This window comes from Streptomyces sp. NPDC057474, assembly GCF_042802555.1.
Taxonomy (GTDB): Bacteria; Actinomycetota; Actinomycetes; order Streptomycetales; family Streptomycetaceae; genus Streptomyces.
The window spans coordinates 1-20,588 of sequence record NZ_JBHVDX010000050.1 but is presented as its reverse complement, the minus strand read 5'-3'; the positions used below and the strand labels follow the sequence as shown (position 1 = coordinate 20,588).

Below are 20,588 nucleotides of genomic sequence, written 5' to 3'. Positions count from 1 at the left end.
CCCTCGTCCGGGGAGCGCGGGCAGGCTTGTGCCACCTCAGGGGTGTCCACCGGCTCTTGTCTTCTCAGGGGCGCGGGGCTGTATCGATATGCGGCTCCGCCGCGTGGGCGCGACCAGCCACAACCCACCCGCACCCGCCGAACAACCCACCCCGCCCCCGCATCGGGCGAACCCTCACCCCACCGACGAGTAAGCCACAACCCCCCTCAGCAGCCCCTCGACAGCCTTACGCGCACTCTTCCCCACGCTCGACCCGGAGGGCGCCGCCGCCGAGATCTGCCCCAACACATCAATCACCTGCTTGCACCACCGCACAAAGTCGCCGGCCGGCATCTCCGCCTCCCGCAGCACCTCGTCGAGCCCCGATCCCGAGGCCCACATATACGCGGCCCAGGCGAAGCCGAGGTCCGGCTCCCGCTGGCCGACCCCTTCGCTCTGCGTGATCCGGAACTCCTCCTCCAGCGCGTCCAGCCGTCCCCAGATCCGCACCATCTCCCCCAGCGCGGCCTTGGCGTTCCCGGACGGCAGCTTCGGCGCCATCGCGTCGTCCGCGGCCCGAGCCTCGTACACCAGAGCGGAAACACACGCGGCAAGCTCGGCAGGCCCCAGCCCCTCCCAGACACCCGCCCGCAGACACTCGCTCGCCAGCAGATCCAGCTCGCCGTAGAGCCGCGCGAGCCGCTTCCCGTGCTCGGTGACCTCGTCAGCCCGCAGATAGTCCAGCTCGGTCAGCAGGGCGACGATCCGGTCGAAGGTCCGCGCGATCGTGTTCGTACGGCCCTCGATGCGCTGCTCCAGCTGCGCGGTGTCCCGCTTGAGCCGGTAGTAGCGCTCGGCCCAACGCGCGTGGTCCTCACGGTCGTTGCACCCGTGGCACGGATGCGCCCGCAGCTCGGCACGCAGCCGGGCGATCTCACGGTCGTCCGCGGCGGCGGCCCTGCGCTTGCGGTTCCGGTCGGGCACGAGATGCCCGGCCTTGGTGCGCAGCGCCGACGCCAGATCCCGCCGCGACTGGGGCGAACGCGGGTTGAAGGACTTCGGGATCCGCATCCGCTCCAGCGCCTCCACCGGCACCGGGAAGTCCATGGATGCCAGCCGCTTGACCTGCCGCTCGGCGGTCAGCACCAGCGGGCGCGGCCCGTCGTGGTGCTCGAACCCGCGGTGGCCGTTGGACCGCCCTGCGGGCAGCCCGGGGTCCAGCACCAGTGCCAGGCCCGCGTACTTGCCCGTCGGAACGTGGATGACATCGCCCGGCTTCAGCTTCTCCAGCGCGACGGCCGCCTCGGCCCGCCGCTGGGCCGCGCCCTGCTTCGCCAGATCGGTCTCGCGGTCCTTCAGCTCCCGCCGCAGGCGCGCGTACTCCTCGAAGTCCCCGAGGTGGCAGGTCATGGACTCCTGGTAGCCGTCCAGGCCCTCCTCGTTGCGCTGCACCTGCCGAGAGATCCCGACGACCGACTTGTCGGCCTGGAACTGCGCGAAGGAGGTCTCCAGCAGTTCCCGCGAGCGGTGCCGGCCGAACTGCTCGACCAGGTTGACCGCCATGTTGTACGACGGCTTGAAGCTGGAGCGCAGCGGATACGTACGGGTGCCCGCGAGTCCGGCGAGGTGGTCGGGGTTCATACCGCGCTGCCAGAGCACGACGGCGTGACCCTCGACGTCGATGCCGCGTCGGCCCGCACGCCCCGTCAGCTGGGTGTACTCGCCGGGGGTGATGTCGGCGTGCTGCTCGCCGTTCCACTTGACGAGCTTCTCCAACACCACCGAGCGGGCGGGCATGTTGATGCCGAGTGCGAGGGTCTCGGTGGCGAACACGGCCTTGACCAGGCCGCGTACGAAGAGTTCCTCGACGACCTCCTTGAACGTCGGCAGCATGCCCGCGTGGTGGGCCGCGATGCCACGCTCCAGGCCCTCCAGCCACTCGTAGTAGCCGAGGACATGGAGGTCCTCGTTCGGGATCGACGCCGTGCGCTCCTCGACCAGGGCGCGGACCCTGAGCCGGGCGTCGTCGTCGTTCAGCCGGAGCCCCGCGTACAGGCACTGCTGGACGGCGGCCTCGCAGGCGGCGCGGCTGAAGATGAAGGTGATGGCGGGCAACAGACCTTCGGAGTCGAGCCGTTCGATGACTTCGGGGCGGCTCGGGATCCAGATCCGCGAGCGCTGTCTGCGCTCGCGCTCACGGTCGGCCTCGCGCATGGCGCGGCCACGTCGGCGGTCCTGGAAGGAGGGGCGGCTGGCCTCCGTCCGCGCGATGCGCGTGAGGTCGGGGTTGACGGCCTTCTTGTTGCCCTCCCCCTCCTCGAAGAGGTCGTACATCCGCCGTCCGGCGAGCACGTGCTGGAACAGCGGCACGGGCCGGTGTTCGGAGACGATCACATCGGTGTCGCCGCGCACGGTGTCCAGCCAGTCGCCGAACTCCTCCGCGTTGGACACGGTGGCCGAGAGGGAGACGAGGGTGACCGACTCGGGAAGGTGGATGATCACCTCTTCCCAGACGGCGCCGCGGAAACGGTCGGAGAGGTAGTGCACCTCGTCCATGACCACATAGCCGAGGCCAAGGAGGGTCTGGGAGCCCGCGTACAGCATGTTCCGCAGCACCTCGGTGGTCATCACGACCACGGGGGCGTCGGAGTTGACACTGTTGTCGCCGGTGAGCAGGCCGACCTTGTCGGCGCCGTAGCGGCGGCACAGGTCGGAGTACTTCTGGTTCGACAGGGCCTTGATGGGTGTCGTGTAGAAACACTTCTTGCTCTGTTGCAGGGCGAGGTGCACGGCGAACTCGCCGACGATCGTCTTGCCCGAGCCGGTGGGGGCGGCCACCAGGACGCCCTTGCCCGACTCCAGCGCCTGGCAGGCCTCGATCTGGAAGGGGTCGAGACCGAAGTCGTACATCGCGCGGAAACCGGCGAGCGCGGTGGCCTGCTCGACAGCGCGCCTACGTGCTGCCGCGTACCGCTCGGCCGGGGAGAGGTCCTCTGTCATCGTGCTTTCGAGCGTACCGGGCCCCACTGACAACAGGACGATCATTATCCGGATCGTGCCACCGTCGAGATCCGGACCGCCTTCCGTTGGAAAAGAAGTCCGACGACGGCAGTGGGCCCCACCGAGGATTCCCGGTGGGGCCCACTGCCCTTGTCGCCGTACACACAGCGCGTCGGCCGGTGCTCAGGTGACGTCGTCGTATCCGTTGATCCGTTCCCGCTCGGGCTCCGTCTGCGAGGGGAGCGCCCTGCTCGCCGACACGGTCTCGATCTCGCCGATGCCCTCGGGCGTGAGGTCCAGCTCGGAGGCCTCGTCGTCATCCGGCTTCATGGCCTCGACACGGGCACGGCGCCTGTCGTTGACCAGCCCGATGCCACACGCGCAGAAGTACAGGACCCAGATGGGGCCCGCCAGCGCCATCATGGAGATCGGGTCGGTACTGGGGGTGGCGATCGCCGCGAAGAGCGTGATGCCCAAAATCATGCCCCGCCACCAGCCGGCCATCTTCTTACCGGAGAGGACCCCGCCGAAGTTCAGCATCACGAGCAGCAGGGGCAGCTCGAAGGAGAGGCCGAAGACGACGATCATCCGCATGATCAGGTTCAGCAGATCATCGAGGGGAAGCTGGTTGTCGCTTCCGATGATCGAGAACTGCAGCATGACGGACGCCATTTTGGGCAGCGACCAGTAGGCGAAGTAGGCGCCCATCAGGAACAGCGGGAAGCCTGCCGCCACAAACCCGAGGCCGTACTTCTTCTCGTTCCGGTGCAGGCCCGGCGCGACGAACGCCCAGAGCTGGTACAGCCAGACCGGGGCGGCGAGCACCACGCCCGACGACAACGAAACCGTGAGGGCGAGCGTGAACGGGCTCAGCAGACCGTTCTGCACGATGCGCGCGCAACTGGTCTGGCTACTGTCCTTCGCCAACTCGGCGAAACTGTATTGGCATCCCACCGCCTGGAGAATGGGATCCGTGAAGAACTGGATGATGTCCTTGTAGAACATCACCGCGACGACCGTCGTGACGACGATGGCCAGCAGGCTCTTGACAAGGCGGTTTCGCAGCTCGCGCAGGTGCTCCGCGAGGGGCATCCGCCCCTCCGGATCCTTGTCCTTCTCCGTCTTGCGGGCAGACTTGAGCAACCCACGTCCTCATCTCGTGCGGCAGGCCGGAAATCCTGTCCGGCCTTGCGTCAGCGCTTGGTCGTGTCCGTCGGCTCGGCGACCGGGCGGGAGGTGGTCACATCGCCGGGAGCGGCCTGGATGGTGCGCTGCGCCGGGGTCTCGCTGTTGGCGTGCGGAGGCGCGGCCGCCGCGGTGTTGTCGTCCTGACCGTCGGACTTCATGGCCTTGGCCTCGCTCTTGAGGATGCGGGCGGACTTGCCCAGCGAGCGCGCCATGTCCGGCAGCTTCTTCGCACCGAACAGCAGGATGATGACGACAAGGATCAGAATGATCTCGGTGGGGCCGAGGTTACCCATAGCTGTCTACCTTCTTCACCGAGGCGGTGGGTGGGGGCTGTCCGACCGGCCGGACAAGTGTCCGAACGATCGTGCTGGCAGCGATCGTAACGCTCAGGGGTAAACCTCAGGCAATCCCTGTGCGTACTCCCGATCCGCGACCCGGGCCTCGTTCTCCGTGCCGCGACAGGCAGCGTACCTGCCGATGGTGAGAAGGTGACAGGGCGAAGTGGCGCAAAACGCACTCACCGGCCAAGTCACAGGGGCCTCGGCCGGAACTCACAGAGCGTCCACAGAGCGGGCCGCGCTCGCCGTCGCCCGCTCCAGATCCTCCGCCGCCCGGTTGATCCTCCGCGCCGACTCCGTGACCTGCGTACCCAGCCGCTGAGCCTCCAGAAAAACCCGCACGGCAAGCACCCCGAGCACGACCAGCCCCACAAAACCCACAGCCACCGCGAACATCGCCCAGAACATGGCGCCGACCCTAGGGCCTGCCCGGTGCATGAGGCCAGCGACGCGGGCTCCGGCACGCACCAGACCCCGCTCACCGCCAGGGAACGAGCCACCGCCGCCCGGAGCCGGACTGATCCGCCGAGCAGGCCCTAGCCCGCCGAATGCAGCCGCAGGGTCCGCACCCCGCCCCCGGTCAGCAGCTCGACGATCCGCTCCCCGGCCGGCTTGCGGACGGCGATGCCGCACTCGGGGCAGGTGAAGGAGTAGAAGGTGGTCTTGCTGGTGGCGCCGACGGCCAGGCGCAGCGCGCTCGCGCCCAGCTCGAAATCGGCCCGGCAGTCGGGGCAGCCGGCTCGGAACACCACGTCGACCGCCCTCTTCATGCCCGCGAAGGCGACCGCCACGGTCATCTCCTGGATCTCCTGCACACCGGACTTCACGCCGGCCTTCACACCCGACACAACCGACCCGCCGCTCACAGCCCTCGCATCTCCCTTTTCCGGTCGCACGCCGTCGTCACGGTCTCGCCGTCACGGTCTCGTCGTAGGCCGCCAGGGCCTCGCGGGCCGCCCGGCGGGCGCTGTCGGCGAGGTCCTGCGGGGAGACGATCCGGCCGTCGCGCCCGAGCCGCAGCGCGAGACGCCGCAGCGAGGCGGGGTCGGGGGTGCGCAGGCTGATGCGCAGCCCGCCGTCCGGCAGCTCCTCGGCGCTGTCGTGCGGGTAGTACTCGGCTACCCAGCGCCCACCGGGACCGACCTCGACGACCACCTCGGGGTCCTCGGCGGCGGGCTGCACCAGCGCCTCCGACAGGTCCCGCAGCTCGATCTCGGGCGGCGCGGACGGCTCGTCGAGGATCTTGATCTCGGCGACCCGGTCCAGCCGGAAGGTACGGCGGGCCTCCGAGCGGCGGCACCAGGCCTCGACATAGGTGTGTCCGACGCTGACCAGGCGGATCGGGTCGATCTCGCGTTCGGTGACCTCGTCGCGGGCGGGCGAGTAGTAGCGGATCCACAGCCGCCGGCGCTCCGAGATGGCCCGGTCGACGTCCGCGAAGACCCCGCCCTCGGCCTCGAAGGTGACCGACAGACGCGAGCTGGCGCCCGCCGCCTCCCCGGCCGCGGTCTCGACCTTGGCGGTGGCCCGCAGCAGGGCCTGCCGGTCGCTTTCGCGCAGCCCGGGCAGCGTGGCCACCGCGCGGGCGGCCACCAGCAGGGCGGTGGCCTCGTCGGCGGCGAGCCTGAGCGGCTCGGCGGCCTCCGCGCCGAGGGCGGCAGGGTTGTGCCACCAGATGCGCTCGCCGTCGGTGTCGATGTCGAGCAGATCACCGCCGCGGAAGCTGGTCCCGCACATGGGCAGCACATCGAGATCCGAGACCAGCTCGTCCTCGGTGATCCCGAAGGCACGGGCGACGTCCTCGATCCGGGCGCCGGGCCGCTCTCGCAGATACGTCACCAGGGAGAGCATCCGCCGGGTCTGGTCGATGGCGTTCCCCGGCCGCGCCGGTTTTCCCACCACGTTCTTATGTCCCCCTCAACCCTTGGCCACGGCACGCAGCCGGTCCATCACGTCGGCCCGCAGCTCGGCGGGCTCCAGGACCACCGCATCGGGCCCGAACTCGACCAGCCAGGCATCCAGACCGTGCCCGTACGGAATCTCCAACTCGTCCCAGCCGTCTCCGAGTTCCCGCACGACGGAGGCCTTCGCCCGCAGCGGGTAGCCGGCACCCGTACGCAGCCGGATCAGCGCGGAGCGGTCGGCGGTCTCCCCCGCCCAGCTCGCGACCGTCTCCCGCACGGTGACGACATCCGGCACCTCGGCGGTGAAGGCGCTGCCCCGGCTGCGGACCTTGCCGGTGATCCGGGAGAGCCGGAAGACGCGCTCGGCGCCCCTGTCGCGGTCGAAGCCGGCGAGGTACCAGTGACCGCGCCAGCACTCCAGCGCCCACGGCTCGACATGGCGGGGCTCTGGGCGGGCGGCGGTGGCCTTGCGGTACTCGAACACGACGGGGCGGCGGTCGCGGCACGCCAGCATCAGCGGCTCGAAGGCTGCCTCGTGCACCGGGATCCGCGGCTCCAGGGCGCCATGGGTTTCGTACGGGTCGACGTCCTCGGGCAGCCCGGCCGCGCGCAGCTTCTGCAGCGCGCCACTCGCAGCACCGGCGAAGCGGGCCTGCTGCCAGACCTTCGCGGCGAGCCCGAGGGCCGCGGCCTCCTCGGCGTCGAGGGTGATGGGCGGGAGGCTGTTGCTGTCACGGCGGGCCAGATAGCCGACCTCGCCGTCGAGGTTCTCCACCGTCTCGATGACCAGGCCGAGTTCGCGCAGATCGTCCTTGTCGCGCTCGAACATGCGATTGAAGGAGTCGTCACTGCCCGCTTCGAGATAGGCCTCGATGGACTCCCGCAGCTCGCGCTTGCTGAGCGGCCGGCGCGTCCCCAGCAGACACAGCGCCAGGTTCATCAACCGCTCGGCCTTGGCAATGGCCATCGACGCCCTTCCTATGGGTGTTCCCGCGGCACGACCGTACCGCTACGAAGCGTCGCGGCAAAAGCCGAGGGCCCATGCCCGAACAGGCATGGACCCCAGACAGTCGAGACCGGTCGCGGCACGATCGGCCACGACACGGCATCCGACAGATCAGACCCCCAGCAGGTCCACCACGAAGATCAGCGTCTCACCGGGCTTGATCGCCGGGGTCGGGCTCTGGTTGCCGTAGGCGAGGTGGGCCGGGATGGTCAGCTGGCGACGGCCACCGACCTTCATGCCCTGCACACCCTGGTCCCAGCCCTTGATGACACGACCGCCACCGAGCGGGAAACGGAACGGCGCACCGCGGTTCCAGCTGGCGTCGAACTCCTCACCGGTGGAGAAGGACACACCCACGTAGTGCACGGTGACGGTCTGGCCCGCCTGGGCCACCTCGCCGTCGCCCTCCCAGATGTCCTTGATCGCCAGGTCCGCCGGCGGCTCACCCTCGGGGAAGTCGATCTCGGGCTTCTCAATGCTCACGTCTTCAGGCTCCTGCTTGTGTATGTACTGGACAACGCCGGACAGTCTCGCATCCCGGGCTGCTACATCTTCGCGAGAATGTCCACGGTGAACACCATCACGGAGTCCTTCTTGATGTCGCTGCCGCTCGGCGGCGTGTCCCCGTAACCCAGCTTCGGCGGGATGACGATGAGAAGGCGACTGCCCACCTTCTTGCCGGTCATGCCCTGGGACCAGCCCTTGACGACCTGCTGCAGCCCGAACGAACTCAGCGCCTCCCGGCTGTACGAGGAGTCGAACTCCTTGCCGGTGTCCCACAGCACGCCCTTGTACTGCACCAGAAGGCTGTCTTCGGCGCCGACCTCGGGACCGTCGCCCTCGAGGATGTAGTTCGCGACCAGCTTGGTCGGCGGGTCGACCTTCGGCACCTCGATGGTGGGCGCCTTGCCGTCGGTGTTGGTGCCCACCTTCGGCAGGTCCACGTTGTCCTGTGCGACCTCGGTGCCCTTCGCGGAGCTCTTGCCGTTGAAGGTGTTCTGGATGTCGACGACGAAGACCAGCGTGTCGGTGCCCTTGATCCCCGCCTGCGCGTTGCCCTCGGTGCCGTAGCCCCAGGTCGGCGGCACGGACATCTGGACACGGCTACCGGCCTTCTTCCCGGTCAGCGCGTACCGCCAGCCGTCGATGATGCCCTGCGGGCTGAGCTGGATGACCAGCGGTGTCTTGCGGTCGTAGGAGTTGTCGAAGACCTTCGCCGTGGCCCAGATCTGCCCCAGGTAGTTCGCCTGGATGTAGTCACCCTCGGCGACCGTCTGCCCGCTGCCCGCGATGACCGTCTTCACCGCCAGATCCTTCGACGGATCGCCACTGCCCTTCGCCACGGTCGGCTTCTCGTCGAACTTCACCCCGTCCGTGATCGCCGGCAGCGGACCGTCCACGATCTTCGGCGGCTTCGCCGCGCTCGCCGACGCGGACGGTGTGCTGCTGGCCTTGGCCGAGTCGGACTCACCGTCACCGCAGGCAGCGAGCGTGACCAGTCCAGCGGGGACAGCGATGAGGAGTGAGCGTCGGCGCACGGTGAAGGCCTCGTATCGGTCGATCTTGTCGGATGGCGTGCGCGCAACTCTACGGCGTGAGAAGGGCGCCGTACGGCAAACGTACGGCGCCCCGCGTTGCGTTCCGGAAAGTCTCCCGGAACATCTCTGCTCACATTCCCGCGATGAGCTTCTCCACCCGGTCGTCGACGGAACGGAACGGGTCCTTGCACAACACGGTACGTTGTGCCTGGTCGTTGAGCTTGAGATGCACCCAGTCGACCGTGAAATCACGACGCTGTTCCTGCGCGCGCCGGATGAAGTCGCCGCGCAGCCGCGCCCGAGTGGTCTGCGGCGGAACCGACTTGCCCTCGAAGATCTTCAAGTCATTGCAGATGCGGGTGGCTTGACCTTTCCTCTCCAGCAGGTAGTAGAGGCCACGGCGGCGGTGGATGTCGTGATACGCGAGGTCTATCTGCGCGACCCGCGGATTCGACATGGTCATGTTGTGCTTGGCGCGGTACCGCTCGATGAGCTTGTACTTCATCACCCAGTCGATTTCGGTACCGATCCGGTCGAGGTCCTCGGCCTCGATCGCGTCCAGCGTGCGGCCCCACAGCTCCAGGACCTGCTCGACAGTGCCCGTACGGATGCCGCGGCGCTCGACGAAGTCCACGGCCTTCTCGTAGTACTCGCGCTGCACCTCCAGCGCGGAGGCCTCACGGCCGCTGGCCAGCCGCACCTTGCGGCGGCCGGTCAGGTCATGGCTGACCTCGCGGATCGCCCTGATCGGGTTCTCCAGGGTGAGGTCACGCATGACCGTGCCCGCCTCGATCATGCGCAGCACCAGGTCGGTGGCACCGACCTTGAGCAGCATGGTCGTCTCGGACATGTTCGAGTCGCCCACGATGACGTGGAGACGGCGGTACCGCTCCGCGTCCGCGTGCGGCTCGTCGCGGGTGTTGATGATCGGCCGGGAGCGGGTGGTCGCCGAGCTGACGCCCTCCCAGATGTGCTCCGCGCGCTGGCTCACGCAGTACACCGCACCACGCGGGGTCTGCAGCACCTTGCCCGCGCCGCACAGCAGCTGCCGGGTGACGAGGAACGGAATCAGGATGTCCGCGAGCCGGGAGAACTCCCCGTGCCGCGCCACCAGATAGTTCTCATGGCAACCGTATGAGTTGCCCGCCGAGTCCGTATTGTTCTTGAAGAGGTAGACGTCGCCCGCGATTCCCTCCTCGTGCAGGCGGCGTTCGGCGTCGACCAGCAGTCCTTCGAGAATGCGCTCGCCGGCCTTGTCGTGAGTGACCAGTTCGGTCACGTTGTCACATTCGGGTGTCGCGTATTCCGGATGTGAGCCCACGTCGAGATAGAGGCGGGCCCCGTTCCGCAGAAACACATTGCTGCTGCGGCCCCATGACACGACACGGCGGAAGAGGTACCGCGCCACCTCGTCAGGAGACAGACGGCGCTGTCCCCTGAACGTGCATGTGACGCCGTACTCGTTCTCCAGCCCGAAAATGCGGCGGTCCATGACTGAACATTACGCCCGATCCACCGAGCTGAAACGGGGTTCGGCAGCACGGTTTGGATCATTTTCCGAAGAGGCCGCAACCACCGCACCCTCAGAAGGAACAGCGAGAACCCGCCCCGTAGCCAGCAGAACCAGCAACGACACGGCCCCCGCGGCCCCCGGCACGACGAACCCCCACAGCGTCCCGCCCCACTCGACGACCGGTCCCGCGACGGCCGTTCCGACCGACTGGCCCACGGTGAACGTCGTCACGATCCAGGAGAACGCCTCCGTGACCGTGCCGCGCGGCGCGTGCCTGTCGACCAGGACGAACACACAGGCGATGGCCGGCGCCAGGAACACACCCGCGAGCGTCGTGAGCCCCGTCATGCCCACCGGACCGGGCATCAGCGTCAGCGGCACATAACAGACCGCCAGAAGCGCCACCAACACCTGCAGGCGACGCTCCGGCGCCCCGCTCCACTGCCGCGCGCCGTACACCGTGCCGCCCACGAGCGCGCCCAGCCCGACGCCCGCCATCAGCCAGCCGTACACGGCGTCCCCGCCGTTGTCGTCCGCGTACGAGACGGCGGCCACGGTGATCGAGCCGAGCGCGATACCGACGAAGAGGAACGCGCCGAGAAGCGCCAGCAACCCGGGCGAGCGCAGCGCGCCCAGCCAGTGGGCCTCGCGCGGCGCGGAACGCCAGGCCCGCGAGGGCGGCGAGACGACCACCCAGAGGGCGCCCAGCACCCCGATGACACTGAGCACGACGAGCGCGGCCGACGCCGACCACAGCGCCACGCACAGGGTCACCAGAAGCGGCCCGACAGTGAACATGATCTCCTGGGCCACCGCGTCCATCGCGTACGCCGTGTGCACCTGCTCCTCCTTGCGGAGAACGGTGGACCACAGGGCCCGCAGCCCGCCCTCCAGAGGAGGCGTGAACAGCCCGGCGACCGCCATGGCGAGATACGCCACCGGCCGCGGATCCAGCTCCGACAGGGCGAAGACGGTCATGGCGAGGGCGGAGACGACAGCCGCCGGCAACTGCACACGCGGCTGTCCATAGAGGTCCACCAGCCGCCCCAGCAGCGGCTGCCCGACCGCGTTGGCGAGGCCGTACACGGCCGCCAGCGCGCCCGCCAGACTGTAGGTGCCGCCCTCCGCGCGGACGAAGAGCACGATCGCGATCGCGGCGGTGGCGTTCGGCAACCGGCCCACCAGCGTTCCGGCGAGCAGCCGCGCGGCGTGCCGCGTCCTGAGGATCTCGAGATATCCGGCGGCCATGTCCTGCCTCTCGACGGCTCCCGTCGGCTCTCGACGGAGGAAGTGTTACGTATAACGTCCTCCGTCATACGTACCATGTGCCCTGTCCGCGAGTCCAGACGAGGGAGCAGGCCGACGGTGGCACGAGGTAGTACGCGGCCCACGAGCCGTGACGTCGCCCAGGCCGCCGGCGTCTCCCAGGCAGCCGTCTCCCTGGTCCTCGGCGACAAATGGCGCGGCCGCGTCTCGGAGACCACGGCCGAACGCGTACGCGAAGCCGCGCGCGAGCTGGGCTACCGGCCCAACCTCGCCGCCCGCAACCTCCGCCTCGGCCGCACCCGGACCGTACTGCTGGTCGTCCCCGCCCTGACGACCGAGTTCTTCGCCGGCGTCTACACGGGCGCCGCCCGGGTCGCCGCACGCCACGGCTTCGGCGTCGTGCTCTACCCCTCCCCCGAAGGCGTCGGCCCCGCCCGCGACCCCTTCGCCTCCGCCCAGGCCGCCCTCGACGGCGTGATCGCCTCCTCCATGGCCGCCGGCGCACTGACCGCGATCCGGGGCGACCAACTGCCCCTGGTGATGCTGGACAGCGACCCGGAAGGCAGCCTGGGGGCCGCCACCGTCAACCTCGACATCCGCGACGGGGTACGACAGATCGCCGAGCACCTGCTCGGGCTGGGACATCGCCACTTCCTGCATCTGGCCGCCGACGTGCCCTCCTGGACCTTCGACGTCCGCGCGCGGGAACTGGCGGCGCGGCTGGGTTCGATGCCGGGGACGTCCCTTCGTACGGCCGCCGCGCCGATCTCCATCGAGGGGGCACTGGCTGCCGCCGAAACCGCCCTGACCGACGCCGCGCCGACCGGGTCCCGGCCCACGGCACTGGTGTGCGACGACGACAAACTCGCGGCCGGCGCCTACAAGGCCGCACGGCGGCTGGGGCTACGAGTGCCGGAGGACGTCTCCGTGACCGGGCTCGACGACCTGGCCCTCGCCACGGCGCTCGATCCCGAACTGACAACCGTGCGGCTGGACGCGGAGCTGTTCGGGGAGCGGGGCATGGAGGCCCTGCTGGCCGTCCTGGAGGGCCGCACACCCGCCGAGGGGGACATTCCCGTGGAACTGGTGGTGCGGGGATCCACGGCACCACCAGGGCCCTGAGCAGAGCCGCCCGACTGCGAGTCGTCCGTGGCTCATCGCGCAGTCCCCCGAACCCCTTTCAGGGGCGCTGCACTGCACCCCATCACGCCGCGCGCCCCGGCCTCGGTCGGCCGGGGCACACTACGGACGGGGTTCGAAGGAGCCGGTGCTACTCCTCTTCCTCGGAGCTTTCGGCTTCGGTGGCGGCGCCCTCGGCCTCCAGGAGGCGGGCCAGCTGGCGGCCGACGATGCGCTTGAACTTGCGCTGTTGCGGGCGCGTACGGTCGAGGACGGCGACTTCGAGGCGCTCGGCGGGGATCTCCCGCTCTGTGCCGTTGGTGTCACGGGACAGGGCCTGGATGGCGAGCTTGAGGGCCTCCGCCAGGGACACTCCATCCTGATGGCGCTGGTCCAGGTAGCTGCTGATCTGCTCGGCGTTGCCGCCGACCGCGACCGAGCCGTGCTCATCGACGATCGAACCGTCGTGCGGCAGCCGATAGATCTGGTCGCCCTCGGGGGTCTCCCCCACCTCGGCGACGACCAGCTCCACCTCGTACGGCTTCTCGGCCGACGAGGAGAAGATCGTGCCCAGGGTCTGCGCGTAGACGTTGGCGAGACCACGGGCGGTCACATCGTCACGGTCATAGGTGTAACCACGGAGATCGGCGTACCGCACACCACCGATCCGCAGGTTCTCGTACTCGTTGTACTTGCCGGCGGCCGCGAAACCGATCCGGTCGTAGATCTCGCTGAACTTGTGCAGCGCGCGGGACGGGTTCTCGCCGACGAACACGATGCCGTCGGCATACTGCAGCACGACCAGGCTGCGGCCACGGGCGATGCCCTTGCGGGCGTACTCCGCCCGGTCGGCCATGGCCTGCTGGGGTGAGACATAGAACGGCGTCGACACCGGTTATCCGTCCCTTTCTGTCGAAGTCACTGGATCACCTTGATAAGAGGGCCGTCGACCGGACCGGCTAGAGCAGCGCGGCGCGCGGGCCGTCGGGCTGCTCCAGACGCCGCTCCAGGATCGAGCGGGCGATGTCGGAGGACTCCTCGTCGGTGAGCCGGCGGAAGCCGTCCTCGGTGATCACGGTGACGATGGGGTAGATCCGGCGGGCGACATCGGGACCACCGGTGGCCGAGTCGTCGTCTGCCGCGTCGTAGAGGGCCTGGATGACGAGGGTCGTGGCCTCGTCCTCGGTGAGGTCGGCACGGAAGAGCTTCTTCATCGCGCCGCGCGCGAAGATCGAGCCGGAACCGGTGGCCGCGTAGCCGCTCTCCTCGGAGCGGCCACCCGTCACGTCGTAGGAGAAGATGCGGCCCTTGCCGCGGTCGACGTCGAAACCGGCGAAGAGCGGGACGACGGCGAGGCCCTGCATGGCCATGCCGAGGTTGGAACGGATCATGGTCGACAGACGGTTGGCCTTGCCCTCCAGGGAGAGCTGGGCGCCTTCGACCTTCTCGAAGTGCTCCAGCTCCAGCTGGAACAGCTTCACCATCTCCACGGCCAGACCGGCCGTGCCGGCGATGCCCACCGCCGAGTACTCGTCCGCCGGGAACACCTTCTCGATGTCCCGCTGCGCGATCATGTTCCCCATCGTGGCCCGGCGGTCACCGGCGAGCACCACACCACCGGGGAACGACACGGCCACGATCGTCGTGCCGTGCGGGGCCTCGATGACACCCTGGATCGGCGGCAGCTGCCGCTTGCCGGGGAGCAGCTCCGGCTGGTGGTCCGACAGGAAGTCCATGAAGGACGACGACCCAGGCGTCAGGAAGGCAGCTGGTAGACGCCCGGTGCTACGAGTGTTGGCTTCCACGCGTTTCCTTCCACGTATGTCGCAGCCCGCCTTATGACGTCGGGCCGATCCTTGAACTGCCCCAGCGCCGCGTTGCAGCTGAAGCACAGTACGCCTCGGACCCTACCCGTCTCGTGGCAGTGATCCACATGCACCGGCAAAGCCGCCAAACATATGCAGCAGACGCCCCCCTGAGAGGCGACCAACTCATCACGTTCGGCTTCGGTGATGCCGTACTGGCGCTTCAGATGGTCCTGCCTGCTCTGGACAGCTCGGCACGCCTTGCAACGCGTAGACAAGCCGTCAGACGCGGTTGCGTTGCGATGCCACTCGCTGTGCGGTTTGACCTCACCACATGTCCGGCAGACCTTGTGCCCGGTGGGGACATCCACCTTCTCCCGTGCGGGCTTCCCCATGACCTCTCGGCGACGCCGGTAGTGCGCGGCGCTGTACTCGCCCACGCACTCCCGGCACCTCACCTGGAGGCCGTCGCTACGGTTCTTGTCCTTCGCGAAAGCGGTGACGGGCTGCACTCGCCTGCACCCGCTGCACCGCTTGCCGGCTTCTTCCATCCCCCGCCACCCGAATCTTCGATCCGAAGGTCAAAGTGGCTCTTTACCTTTACTCGCCACCTTTTTGCACGAATGAACGCACGAAATCCTCGGCATTTTCCTCGAGCACATCATCGATTTCGTCGAGAACCGAGTCCACGTCGTCGCTCAGCTTCTCCTGTCGTTCCTTGAGGTCCTCCGATGCCTGCGCCTCCGGCGCCGCCTCGGTCTCCTCGGTGGAACGGGTCGCCTTCTGCTGGCCGCCGCCGGTGTCCTTGGTCGCCATAACCCTCACCCCGCTCAGTTCGCCCGACATGGTCGGCAGGTCTGCTTTCCTGCCGATCGGTCATGATCAGACCCTACAAGCCGGGTCTGACATTGGCCCCGTTGTTTGCACAACGTCCGGGGACCACCTCGATGATTCCCGGACGCCGCTGTTTCCACCCTGCCCGGCGGAATCGGATCACAGCCCGGTTCAGTGGCCGGACAGGACCCTGACCAGGTCTTCTGCCGTTCGACAGCGGTCCAGGAGCTCCTTGACGTGATTTCGCGTTCCGCGAAGCGGTTCGAGGGTTGGGACGCGCTGGAGCGAATCCCGGCCCGGGAGATCGAAGATCACCGAGTCCCAGGAGGCCGCCGCGACGTCGTCCGCGTACTGCTCCAGACAACGACCTCGGAAGTACGCCCGGGTGTCCTCCGGCGGCTTCGTACGGGCCCGGTCGACGTCCGTCTCGTCCAGGAGCCGCTTCATCTTGCCGCGGGCCGCGAGACGGTTGTAGAGGCCTTTCTCGGCGCGCACGTCGGCGTACTGGAGGTCGACGAGGTGGAGCCGGGCGGCGTCCCAGTCGAGGTCGTCGCGGCGCCGGTAGCCCTCCATGAGTTCCCGCTTGGCGACCCAGTCCAGCTCGCCGGAGAGGCTCATCGGGTCGTTCTCGAGCCGGTTGAGGGTGTCCTCCCACCTGCTCAGGACGTCCTTGGTCTGGTCGTCGGCATCCGCCCCGAACCGCTCCTCCACGTACTTGCGCGACAGCTCGTAGTACTCCATCTGGAGTTGTACGGCGGTCAGCGTGCGTCCGCTGCGGAGGGTGACGAGTCGTTGCAGGGTCGGGTCGTGCGAGACCTGGTGGAGCGTGCGGACCGGCTGGTCGACGGCCAGGTCGACGGCGATGAAGCCGTCCTCGATCATCGACAGCACCAGGGCCGTCGTGCCCAGCTTCAGGTAGGTGGAGATCTCCGAGAGGTTCGCGTCGCCGATGATCACGTGGAGGCGGCGGTACTTCTCCGCGTCCGCGTGGGGTTCGTCGCGGGTGTTGATGATGGGGCGCTTGAGGGTGGTCTCCAGGCCGACCTCGACCTCGAAGTAGTCGGCGCGCTGGCTGAGCTGGAAGCCGTGTTCGTGGCCGTCCTGGCCGATGCCGACGCGGCCGGCGCCGGCGAAGACCTGGCGGGAGACGAAGAACGGCGTGAGGTGGCGCACGATGTCCGAGAAGGGGGTCTCCCGCTTCATCAGGTAGTTCTCGTGCGTGCCGTAGGAGGCGCCCTTGTTGTCGGTGTTGTTCTTGTAGAGGTGGATCGGCTGGGCGCCGGGGAGCTGGGCGGCGCGTTCGGCGGCTTCGGCCATGATGCGTTCGCCGGCCTTGTCCCACAGGACGGCGTCCAGGGGGTTGGTGACCTCGGGGGCGCTGTATTCGGGGTGGGCGTGGTCGACGTAGAGCCGCGCGCCGTTGGTGAGGATGACATTGGCGAGGCCGATGTCCTCGTCGGTGAGCTGGCTGGAGTCGGCGGACTCGCGGGCGAGGTCGAAGCCTCGCGCGTCCCGCAGCGGGTTCTCCTCCTCGAAGTCCCAGCGGGCCCGGCGGGCCCGGTGCATCGCCGCGGCGTAGGCGTTGACGATCTGGGACGAGGTGAGCATGGCATTGGCATTGGGGTGGCCGGGGACGGAGATCCCGTACTCCGTCTCGATGCCCATTACTCGCCGTACGGTCATGCGGCCCTCCTTGCCCGGCGGCGTCCTCGGTCGGGGACGCCGCTCAAGTACCGCTGGCGCTCCGGTGCGTGTGCGGTGCCCGTCCCCGCACTGCGCGACTCGGCGGTACGAACGAGCCTAGAACGGCTCTGCGCTGGTTGGGAGATCATTTGCGTCTTTGCCTTGCTCCGGCCTTTACCAGAAAAACAGTCGGCTGCGGGCACCCACTGAGGGCACCCGCAGCCGCCCTGTCTTTTACAGGTACTGTCCGGTGTTCGCCACCGTGTCGATGGAGCGTCCGGTGTCGGCGCCCTGCTTTCCGGTGATCAGCGTACGGATGTAGACGATCCGTTCGCCCTTCTTTCCGGAGATTCGGGCCCAGTCGTCCGGGTTGGTGGTGTTGGGCAGGTCCTCGTTCTCCTTGAACTCGTCCACGCAGGCCTGGAGGAGGTGGGAGACCCTGAGGCCCTTCTGGTTCTTGTCGAGGAAGTCCTTGATGGCCATCTTCTTGGCGCGGCCGACGATGTTCTCGATCATGGCGCCGGAGTTGAAGTCCTTGAAGTAGAGGACTTCCTTGTCACCGTTGGCGTAGGTGACCTCCAGGAAGCGGTTCTCCTCGGATTCCGCGTACATGTGTTCCACGGCCGTCTGGATCATGCTCTGGACGGTGGCGGTCTTGTCGTTGCCGTGCTCACCCACGTCGTCGGGGTGGAGCGGGAGGCGCTCGGTGAGGTACTTCTGGAAGATGTCCTTCGCCGATTCGGCGTCCGGGCGCTCGATCTTGATCTTCACGTCGAGGCGGCCGGGGCGCAGGATGGCAGGGTCGATCATGTCCTCGCGGTTGGAGGCGCCGATCACGACCACGTTCTGCAGGCCTTCCACGCCGTCGATCTCGGCGAGCAGCTGGGGGACGATGGTGTTCTCCACGTCCGAGCTGACGCCTGATCCGCGGGTGCGGAAGAGGGATTCCATCTCGTCGAAGAAGACGATGACGGGTGTGCCCTCGCTGGCTTTTTCCCTGGCACGCTGGAAGACGAGGCGGATCTGCCGCTCGGTCTCACCGACGTACTTGTTGAGGAGTTCGGGGCCCTTGATGTTGAGGAAGAAGCTCTTGCCGGTGGCCTGTCCGGTGACCTCGGCGACCTTTTTGGCCAGCGAGTTGGCGACGGCCTTGGCGATGAGTGTCTTGCCGCATCCGGGGGGCCCGTAGAGGAGGACGCCCTTGGGCGGCCGCAGTTCGTGCTCCTTGAACAGGTCGGGGTAGAGATAGGGGAGCTCGACGGCGTCGCGGATCATCTCGATCTGGTTGCCCAGGCCGCCGATCTGCTCGTAGCCGATGTCGGGGACCTCTTCGAGGACGAGTTCCTCGACCTCGCTCTTCGGTACGACCTCGTAGACGTAGCCGGAGCGGGGTTCGAGCAGGAGGGCGTCGCCGGGGCGGATGACGACGTCCAGGAGTGGTTCGGCGAGCCGTACCACCCTTTCCTCGTCGGTGTGCCCCTGCACCAGGGCGCGTACGCCGTCCTCGAGGATTTCCTTGAGGGTGACGATGTCCCCGACGCTCTCGTACTCCATGGCCTCGACCACGTTGAGGGCTTCGTTGAGCATCACTTCCTGGCCGCGTCGGAGCTCTTCGAGTTCGACGCTGGGGCTGACGTTCACCCGGAGCTTGCGGCCGCCGGTGAAGATGTCGGCCGTGCCGTCCTCGTTCGCCGTGAGGAAGACACCGAAGCCGGCCGGCGGCTGTGCGAGCCGGTCGACTTCTTCCTTGAGGGCCACGATCTGGTCGCGGGCCTCACGGAGTGTGTTGGCGAGCCGCTCGTTCTGTGCGGACACGCCGGCCAGATTGGTCTGCAGCTCGACGATCCGCTCTTCGAGAATCCTCGTGTGTCGCGGAGAGTCGGCGAGCTTGCGCCGCAGGACGGCGATCTCCTGCTCAAGGTAGGCAATCTGCCCGGCAGGGTCGTCGGACCCTCGTCCCGGGCGGATGCCGCGGTTCATGTCGTCGTCGTGGGCTGCCACGGTCCTCACCTCCTCCAAGGGGAGCTGGACGCTTCCAGACCCTACCTGGGTGGGTGTCGATTGAAACCCCTAGATCACAAAGACGGTCGGGGTGTGTCCGATCTTCACCCTTGCGCTCTCCCTCACGCCAGGGGAATACCCACCGAACATGGTTGGGAAGCCGCCCCGGGTAGGGTCGAAGTGTTCAACACCCGTCAGAGCCTGCATCGTTCCCGACCGGCTCGACGATCGAGACGGCAGGAGAGATGACCGTGCAGCAGGAGGCCGGGGTCGCGGGCGAGGCGCTGGAGGTCTGGATCGACCAGGATCTCTGTACCGGTGACGGTATCTGCGTCCAGTACGCGCCCGAGGTGTTCGAGCTGGACATCGACGGGCTGGCGTACGTGAAGAGCCCGGGAGACGAGTTGCTGCAGGCCCCGGGGGCCACAACGCCCGTTCCGCTGCCGCTTCTCATGGATGTGGTGGACTCCGCGAAGGAGTGTCCGGGCGACTGCATCCACGTACGTCGGGTTTCGGACAGCGTCGAGGTCTTCGGGCCTGACGCGGAGTGACCCGGCGGGCACTCCGCGTCGCCCTGTGTCTGCTTTCTCACACCGGGTTTGCCGGGTGATCACTTCCCGTTCGCCCGGGGGCGGGCGGTGTCAGACGCTTTGTACTCCGGCGGGCGTGGAGCGTACGAACGCCCCGTTCTTCCACTGCCACTTGACGGGGTCCGTGACGTCCGGGCAGCAGTTGGGCACGTCGGCCGACGAGTAGCCGTGCAGGGTCGCGGTGACGACGGCGTCACGGACGGTGAAGTCGGTGACGGTCTCGCGGTCCTTGGGGTTCACGAGGGTGGCGACGACCCGGGGCTGCGCCGCGTCGGTGGAGCGGGTGAGGACGTACACGCCGTCGGGCGGGGTGCCCATGCTGGCGTCGCAGTGCACGACGGCCACGGTCTCGGGGCGGCCGTCTCCGTCGAGGTCCCCGGAGCCCTTCTTCTTCACGACGACGCCGACGGGCCCGCAGTCGAGCGGGAGGTCGACCTCGGTGGGGTCGGGGGCGGCCACGACGGCCGGGGCCGGGTTCGCCTTCGGGACGGGCTGGGCCGCTCTCGCCGCGTCGGGCTGGAGGGCGGACGACAGGGCCACGACTCCGGCGAGGGCGGTGGCCGTGGCGAGCCAGTGGATGGGGCGGGTGTGCGCGTGTGCCAGTTCCGGGACGGCGGATTGCTGCACTAGGAGCGTCTCCCGAGGGTGCTGTGCCGGTGAGGATGACCCGCATGGTGCCACACGTCACAGTGGGGGTGGAACGGCGGGGTACGTGGTTCCCGCAGCTTTCTGGTGGCGCGTCAACGGGAAAGCGCCGTGGCCGAGTTCCCGGGCGCTGCCGGGAACTCGGCCATGTCTAGGGCGCGTTGTACGCGGCGGGTCGC

At 68.2% G+C, this 20,588-nt stretch carries 20 protein-coding genes; 2 read left to right on the top strand and 18 right to left on the bottom strand.

The genetic code is table 11. The annotated features are described in order from the left end of the window. Positions 1-174: 174 nt before the first annotated feature. The 11 genes from ACFU53_RS17045 to ACFU53_RS16995 all read right to left on the bottom strand — a co-directional run bounded on the left by ACFU53_RS17045 (position 175) and on the right by ACFU53_RS16995 (position 11,714). On the bottom strand, positions 175-3,024 hold the full coding sequence (locus ACFU53_RS17045; protein WP_383992214.1) for a DEAD/DEAH box helicase: 2,850 nt from the start codon (positions 3,022-3,024) through the stop codon (positions 175-177). Positions 3,025-3,162: 138 nt separating this feature from the next. Continuing rightward, positions 3,163-4,122 carry a twin-arginine translocase subunit TatC gene (tatC, locus tag ACFU53_RS17040; RefSeq protein ID WP_383992211.1) on the bottom strand — a complete coding sequence of 320 codons (960 nt, stop codon included), beginning with the start codon at positions 4,120-4,122 and terminating at the stop codon, positions 3,163-3,165. Positions 4,123-4,172: 50 nt separating this feature from the next. Beyond that, entirely contained in the window at positions 4,173-4,460 is a 288-nt protein-coding gene (gene tatA / locus ACFU53_RS17035; protein WP_383992208.1) for a Sec-independent protein translocase subunit TatA, read from the bottom strand. Between the two features lie 258 nt (positions 4,461-4,718). Continuing rightward, complete coding sequence (locus ACFU53_RS17030) at positions 4,719-4,913, bottom strand: hypothetical protein (protein ID WP_383992205.1); 195 nt, start codon at positions 4,911-4,913, stop codon at positions 4,719-4,721. A 128-nt stretch (positions 4,914-5,041) separates the two neighbouring features. Beyond that, a complete protein-coding gene (locus ACFU53_RS17025; protein WP_383992270.1) occupies positions 5,042-5,302 on the bottom strand; it encodes a hypothetical protein in 261 nt (86 codons plus the stop codon). Between the two features lie 106 nt (positions 5,303-5,408). After that, entirely contained in the window at positions 5,409-6,407 is a 999-nt protein-coding gene (locus ACFU53_RS17020; protein ID WP_383992202.1) for a helix-turn-helix transcriptional regulator, read from the bottom strand. Between the two features lie 15 nt (positions 6,408-6,422). Next, positions 6,423-7,376, bottom strand: a complete 954-nt coding sequence (locus ACFU53_RS17015) for a helix-turn-helix transcriptional regulator (RefSeq protein ID WP_383992199.1) — start codon at positions 7,374-7,376, stop codon at positions 6,423-6,425. Between the two features lie 150 nt (positions 7,377-7,526). After that, positions 7,527-7,898 carry an FKBP-type peptidyl-prolyl cis-trans isomerase gene (locus ACFU53_RS17010; RefSeq protein ID WP_383992196.1) on the bottom strand — a complete coding sequence of 124 codons (372 nt, stop codon included), beginning with the start codon at positions 7,896-7,898 and terminating at the stop codon, positions 7,527-7,529. Between the two features lie 62 nt (positions 7,899-7,960). Then, the gene (locus ACFU53_RS17005) at positions 7,961-8,953 is read right to left on the bottom strand and encodes an FKBP-type peptidyl-prolyl cis-trans isomerase (RefSeq protein WP_383992193.1); all 993 of its coding nucleotides are present in this window, start codon (positions 8,951-8,953) and stop codon (positions 7,961-7,963) included. A gap of 130 nt (positions 8,954-9,083) precedes the next feature. Continuing rightward, positions 9,084-10,445: a Pup--protein ligase gene (gene pafA / locus ACFU53_RS17000; protein ID WP_383992190.1), complete on the bottom strand. Its 1,362-nt coding sequence runs from the start codon at positions 10,443-10,445 to the stop codon at positions 9,084-9,086. Between the two features lie 9 nt (positions 10,446-10,454). Continuing rightward, a complete protein-coding gene (locus ACFU53_RS16995; protein WP_383992187.1) occupies positions 10,455-11,714 on the bottom strand; it encodes an MFS transporter in 1,260 nt (419 codons plus the stop codon). 117 nt (positions 11,715-11,831) lie between these two features. On the opposite strand from ACFU53_RS16995, the gene ACFU53_RS16990 reads away from it, so the two are divergent. Next, positions 11,832-12,854, top strand: coding sequence for a LacI family DNA-binding transcriptional regulator (locus ACFU53_RS16990; RefSeq protein ID WP_383992185.1), 1,023 nt, complete (start codon positions 11,832-11,834; stop codon positions 12,852-12,854). A gap of 148 nt (positions 12,855-13,002) precedes the next feature. On the opposite strand, the gene prcA is transcribed toward ACFU53_RS16990, so the two are convergent. The 6 genes from prcA to arc all read right to left on the bottom strand — a co-directional run bounded on the left by prcA (position 13,003) and on the right by arc (position 19,174). Beyond that, on the bottom strand, positions 13,003-13,743 hold the full coding sequence (gene prcA, locus ACFU53_RS16985) for a proteasome subunit alpha (protein WP_383992183.1): 741 nt from the start codon (positions 13,741-13,743) through the stop codon (positions 13,003-13,005). 67 nt (positions 13,744-13,810) lie between these two features. Beyond that, complete coding sequence (gene prcB / locus ACFU53_RS16980; protein ID WP_383992180.1) at positions 13,811-14,656, bottom strand: proteasome subunit beta; 846 nt, start codon at positions 14,654-14,656, stop codon at positions 13,811-13,813. Continuing rightward, positions 14,608-15,207, bottom strand: a complete 600-nt coding sequence (locus ACFU53_RS16975; RefSeq protein WP_383992177.1) for an endonuclease VII domain-containing protein — start codon at positions 15,205-15,207, stop codon at positions 14,608-14,610. Before ACFU53_RS16975 ends, prcB begins: the two co-directional genes overlap by 49 nt. 49 nt (positions 15,208-15,256) lie before the next feature. Continuing rightward, on the bottom strand, positions 15,257-15,472 hold the full coding sequence (locus tag ACFU53_RS16970; protein ID WP_005485230.1) for a ubiquitin-like protein Pup: 216 nt from the start codon (positions 15,470-15,472) through the stop codon (positions 15,257-15,259). Between the two features lie 189 nt (positions 15,473-15,661). After that, positions 15,662-17,173, bottom strand: a complete 1,512-nt coding sequence (gene dop, locus ACFU53_RS16965) for a depupylase/deamidase Dop (RefSeq protein ID WP_383992174.1) — start codon at positions 17,171-17,173, stop codon at positions 15,662-15,664. A gap of 234 nt (positions 17,174-17,407) precedes the next feature. Then, complete coding sequence (gene arc, locus ACFU53_RS16960; RefSeq protein ID WP_383992171.1) at positions 17,408-19,174, bottom strand: proteasome ATPase; 1,767 nt, start codon at positions 19,172-19,174, stop codon at positions 17,408-17,410. 245 nt (positions 19,175-19,419) lie between these two features. Between arc and ACFU53_RS16955 the strand changes: the two genes are divergently transcribed. Further along, a complete protein-coding gene (locus tag ACFU53_RS16955; protein ID WP_383992168.1) occupies positions 19,420-19,725 on the top strand; it encodes a ferredoxin in 306 nt (101 codons plus the stop codon). 90 nt (positions 19,726-19,815) lie between these two features. Here the strand turns inward: ACFU53_RS16955 and ACFU53_RS16950 are convergent, their stop codons facing one another. Beyond that, the gene (locus ACFU53_RS16950; protein WP_383992165.1) at positions 19,816-20,391 is read right to left on the bottom strand and encodes a hypothetical protein; all 576 of its coding nucleotides are present in this window, start codon (positions 20,389-20,391) and stop codon (positions 19,816-19,818) included. Positions 20,392-20,588 lie beyond the last annotated feature (197 nt).

Coding starts and splice junctions, on each gene's coding strand:
- ACFU53_RS17045 (WP_383992214.1), bottom strand. CDS start 3,024: ATGATCGTCCTGTTGTCAGTGGGGCCCGGTACGCTCGAAAGCACGATG.
- tatA (WP_383992208.1), bottom strand. CDS start 4,460: ATGGGTAACCTCGGCCCCACCGAGATCATTCTGATCCTTGTCGTCATC.
- ACFU53_RS17030 (WP_383992205.1), bottom strand. CDS start 4,913: ATGTTCTGGGCGATGTTCGCGGTGGCTGTGGGTTTTGTGGGGCTGGTC.
- ACFU53_RS17025 (WP_383992270.1), bottom strand. CDS start 5,302: ATGACCGTGGCGGTCGCCTTCGCGGGCATGAAGAGGGCGGTCGACGTG.
- ACFU53_RS17015 (WP_383992199.1), bottom strand. CDS start 7,376: ATGGCCATTGCCAAGGCCGAGCGGTTGATGAACCTGGCGCTGTGTCTG.
- pafA (WP_383992190.1), bottom strand. CDS start 10,445: ATGGACCGCCGCATTTTCGGGCTGGAGAACGAGTACGGCGTCACATGC.
- ACFU53_RS16995 (WP_383992187.1), bottom strand. CDS start 11,714: ATGGCCGCCGGATATCTCGAGATCCTCAGGACGCGGCACGCCGCGCGG.
- ACFU53_RS16975 (WP_383992177.1), bottom strand. CDS start 15,207: ATGGAAGAAGCCGGCAAGCGGTGCAGCGGGTGCAGGCGAGTGCAGCCC.
- ACFU53_RS16970 (WP_005485230.1), bottom strand. CDS start 15,472: ATGGCGACCAAGGACACCGGCGGCGGCCAGCAGAAGGCGACCCGTTCC.
- dop (WP_383992174.1), bottom strand. CDS start 17,173: ATGACCGTACGGCGAGTAATGGGCATCGAGACGGAGTACGGGATCTCC.
- ACFU53_RS16955 (WP_383992168.1), top strand. CDS start 19,420: ATGACCGTGCAGCAGGAGGCCGGGGTCGCGGGCGAGGCGCTGGAGGTC.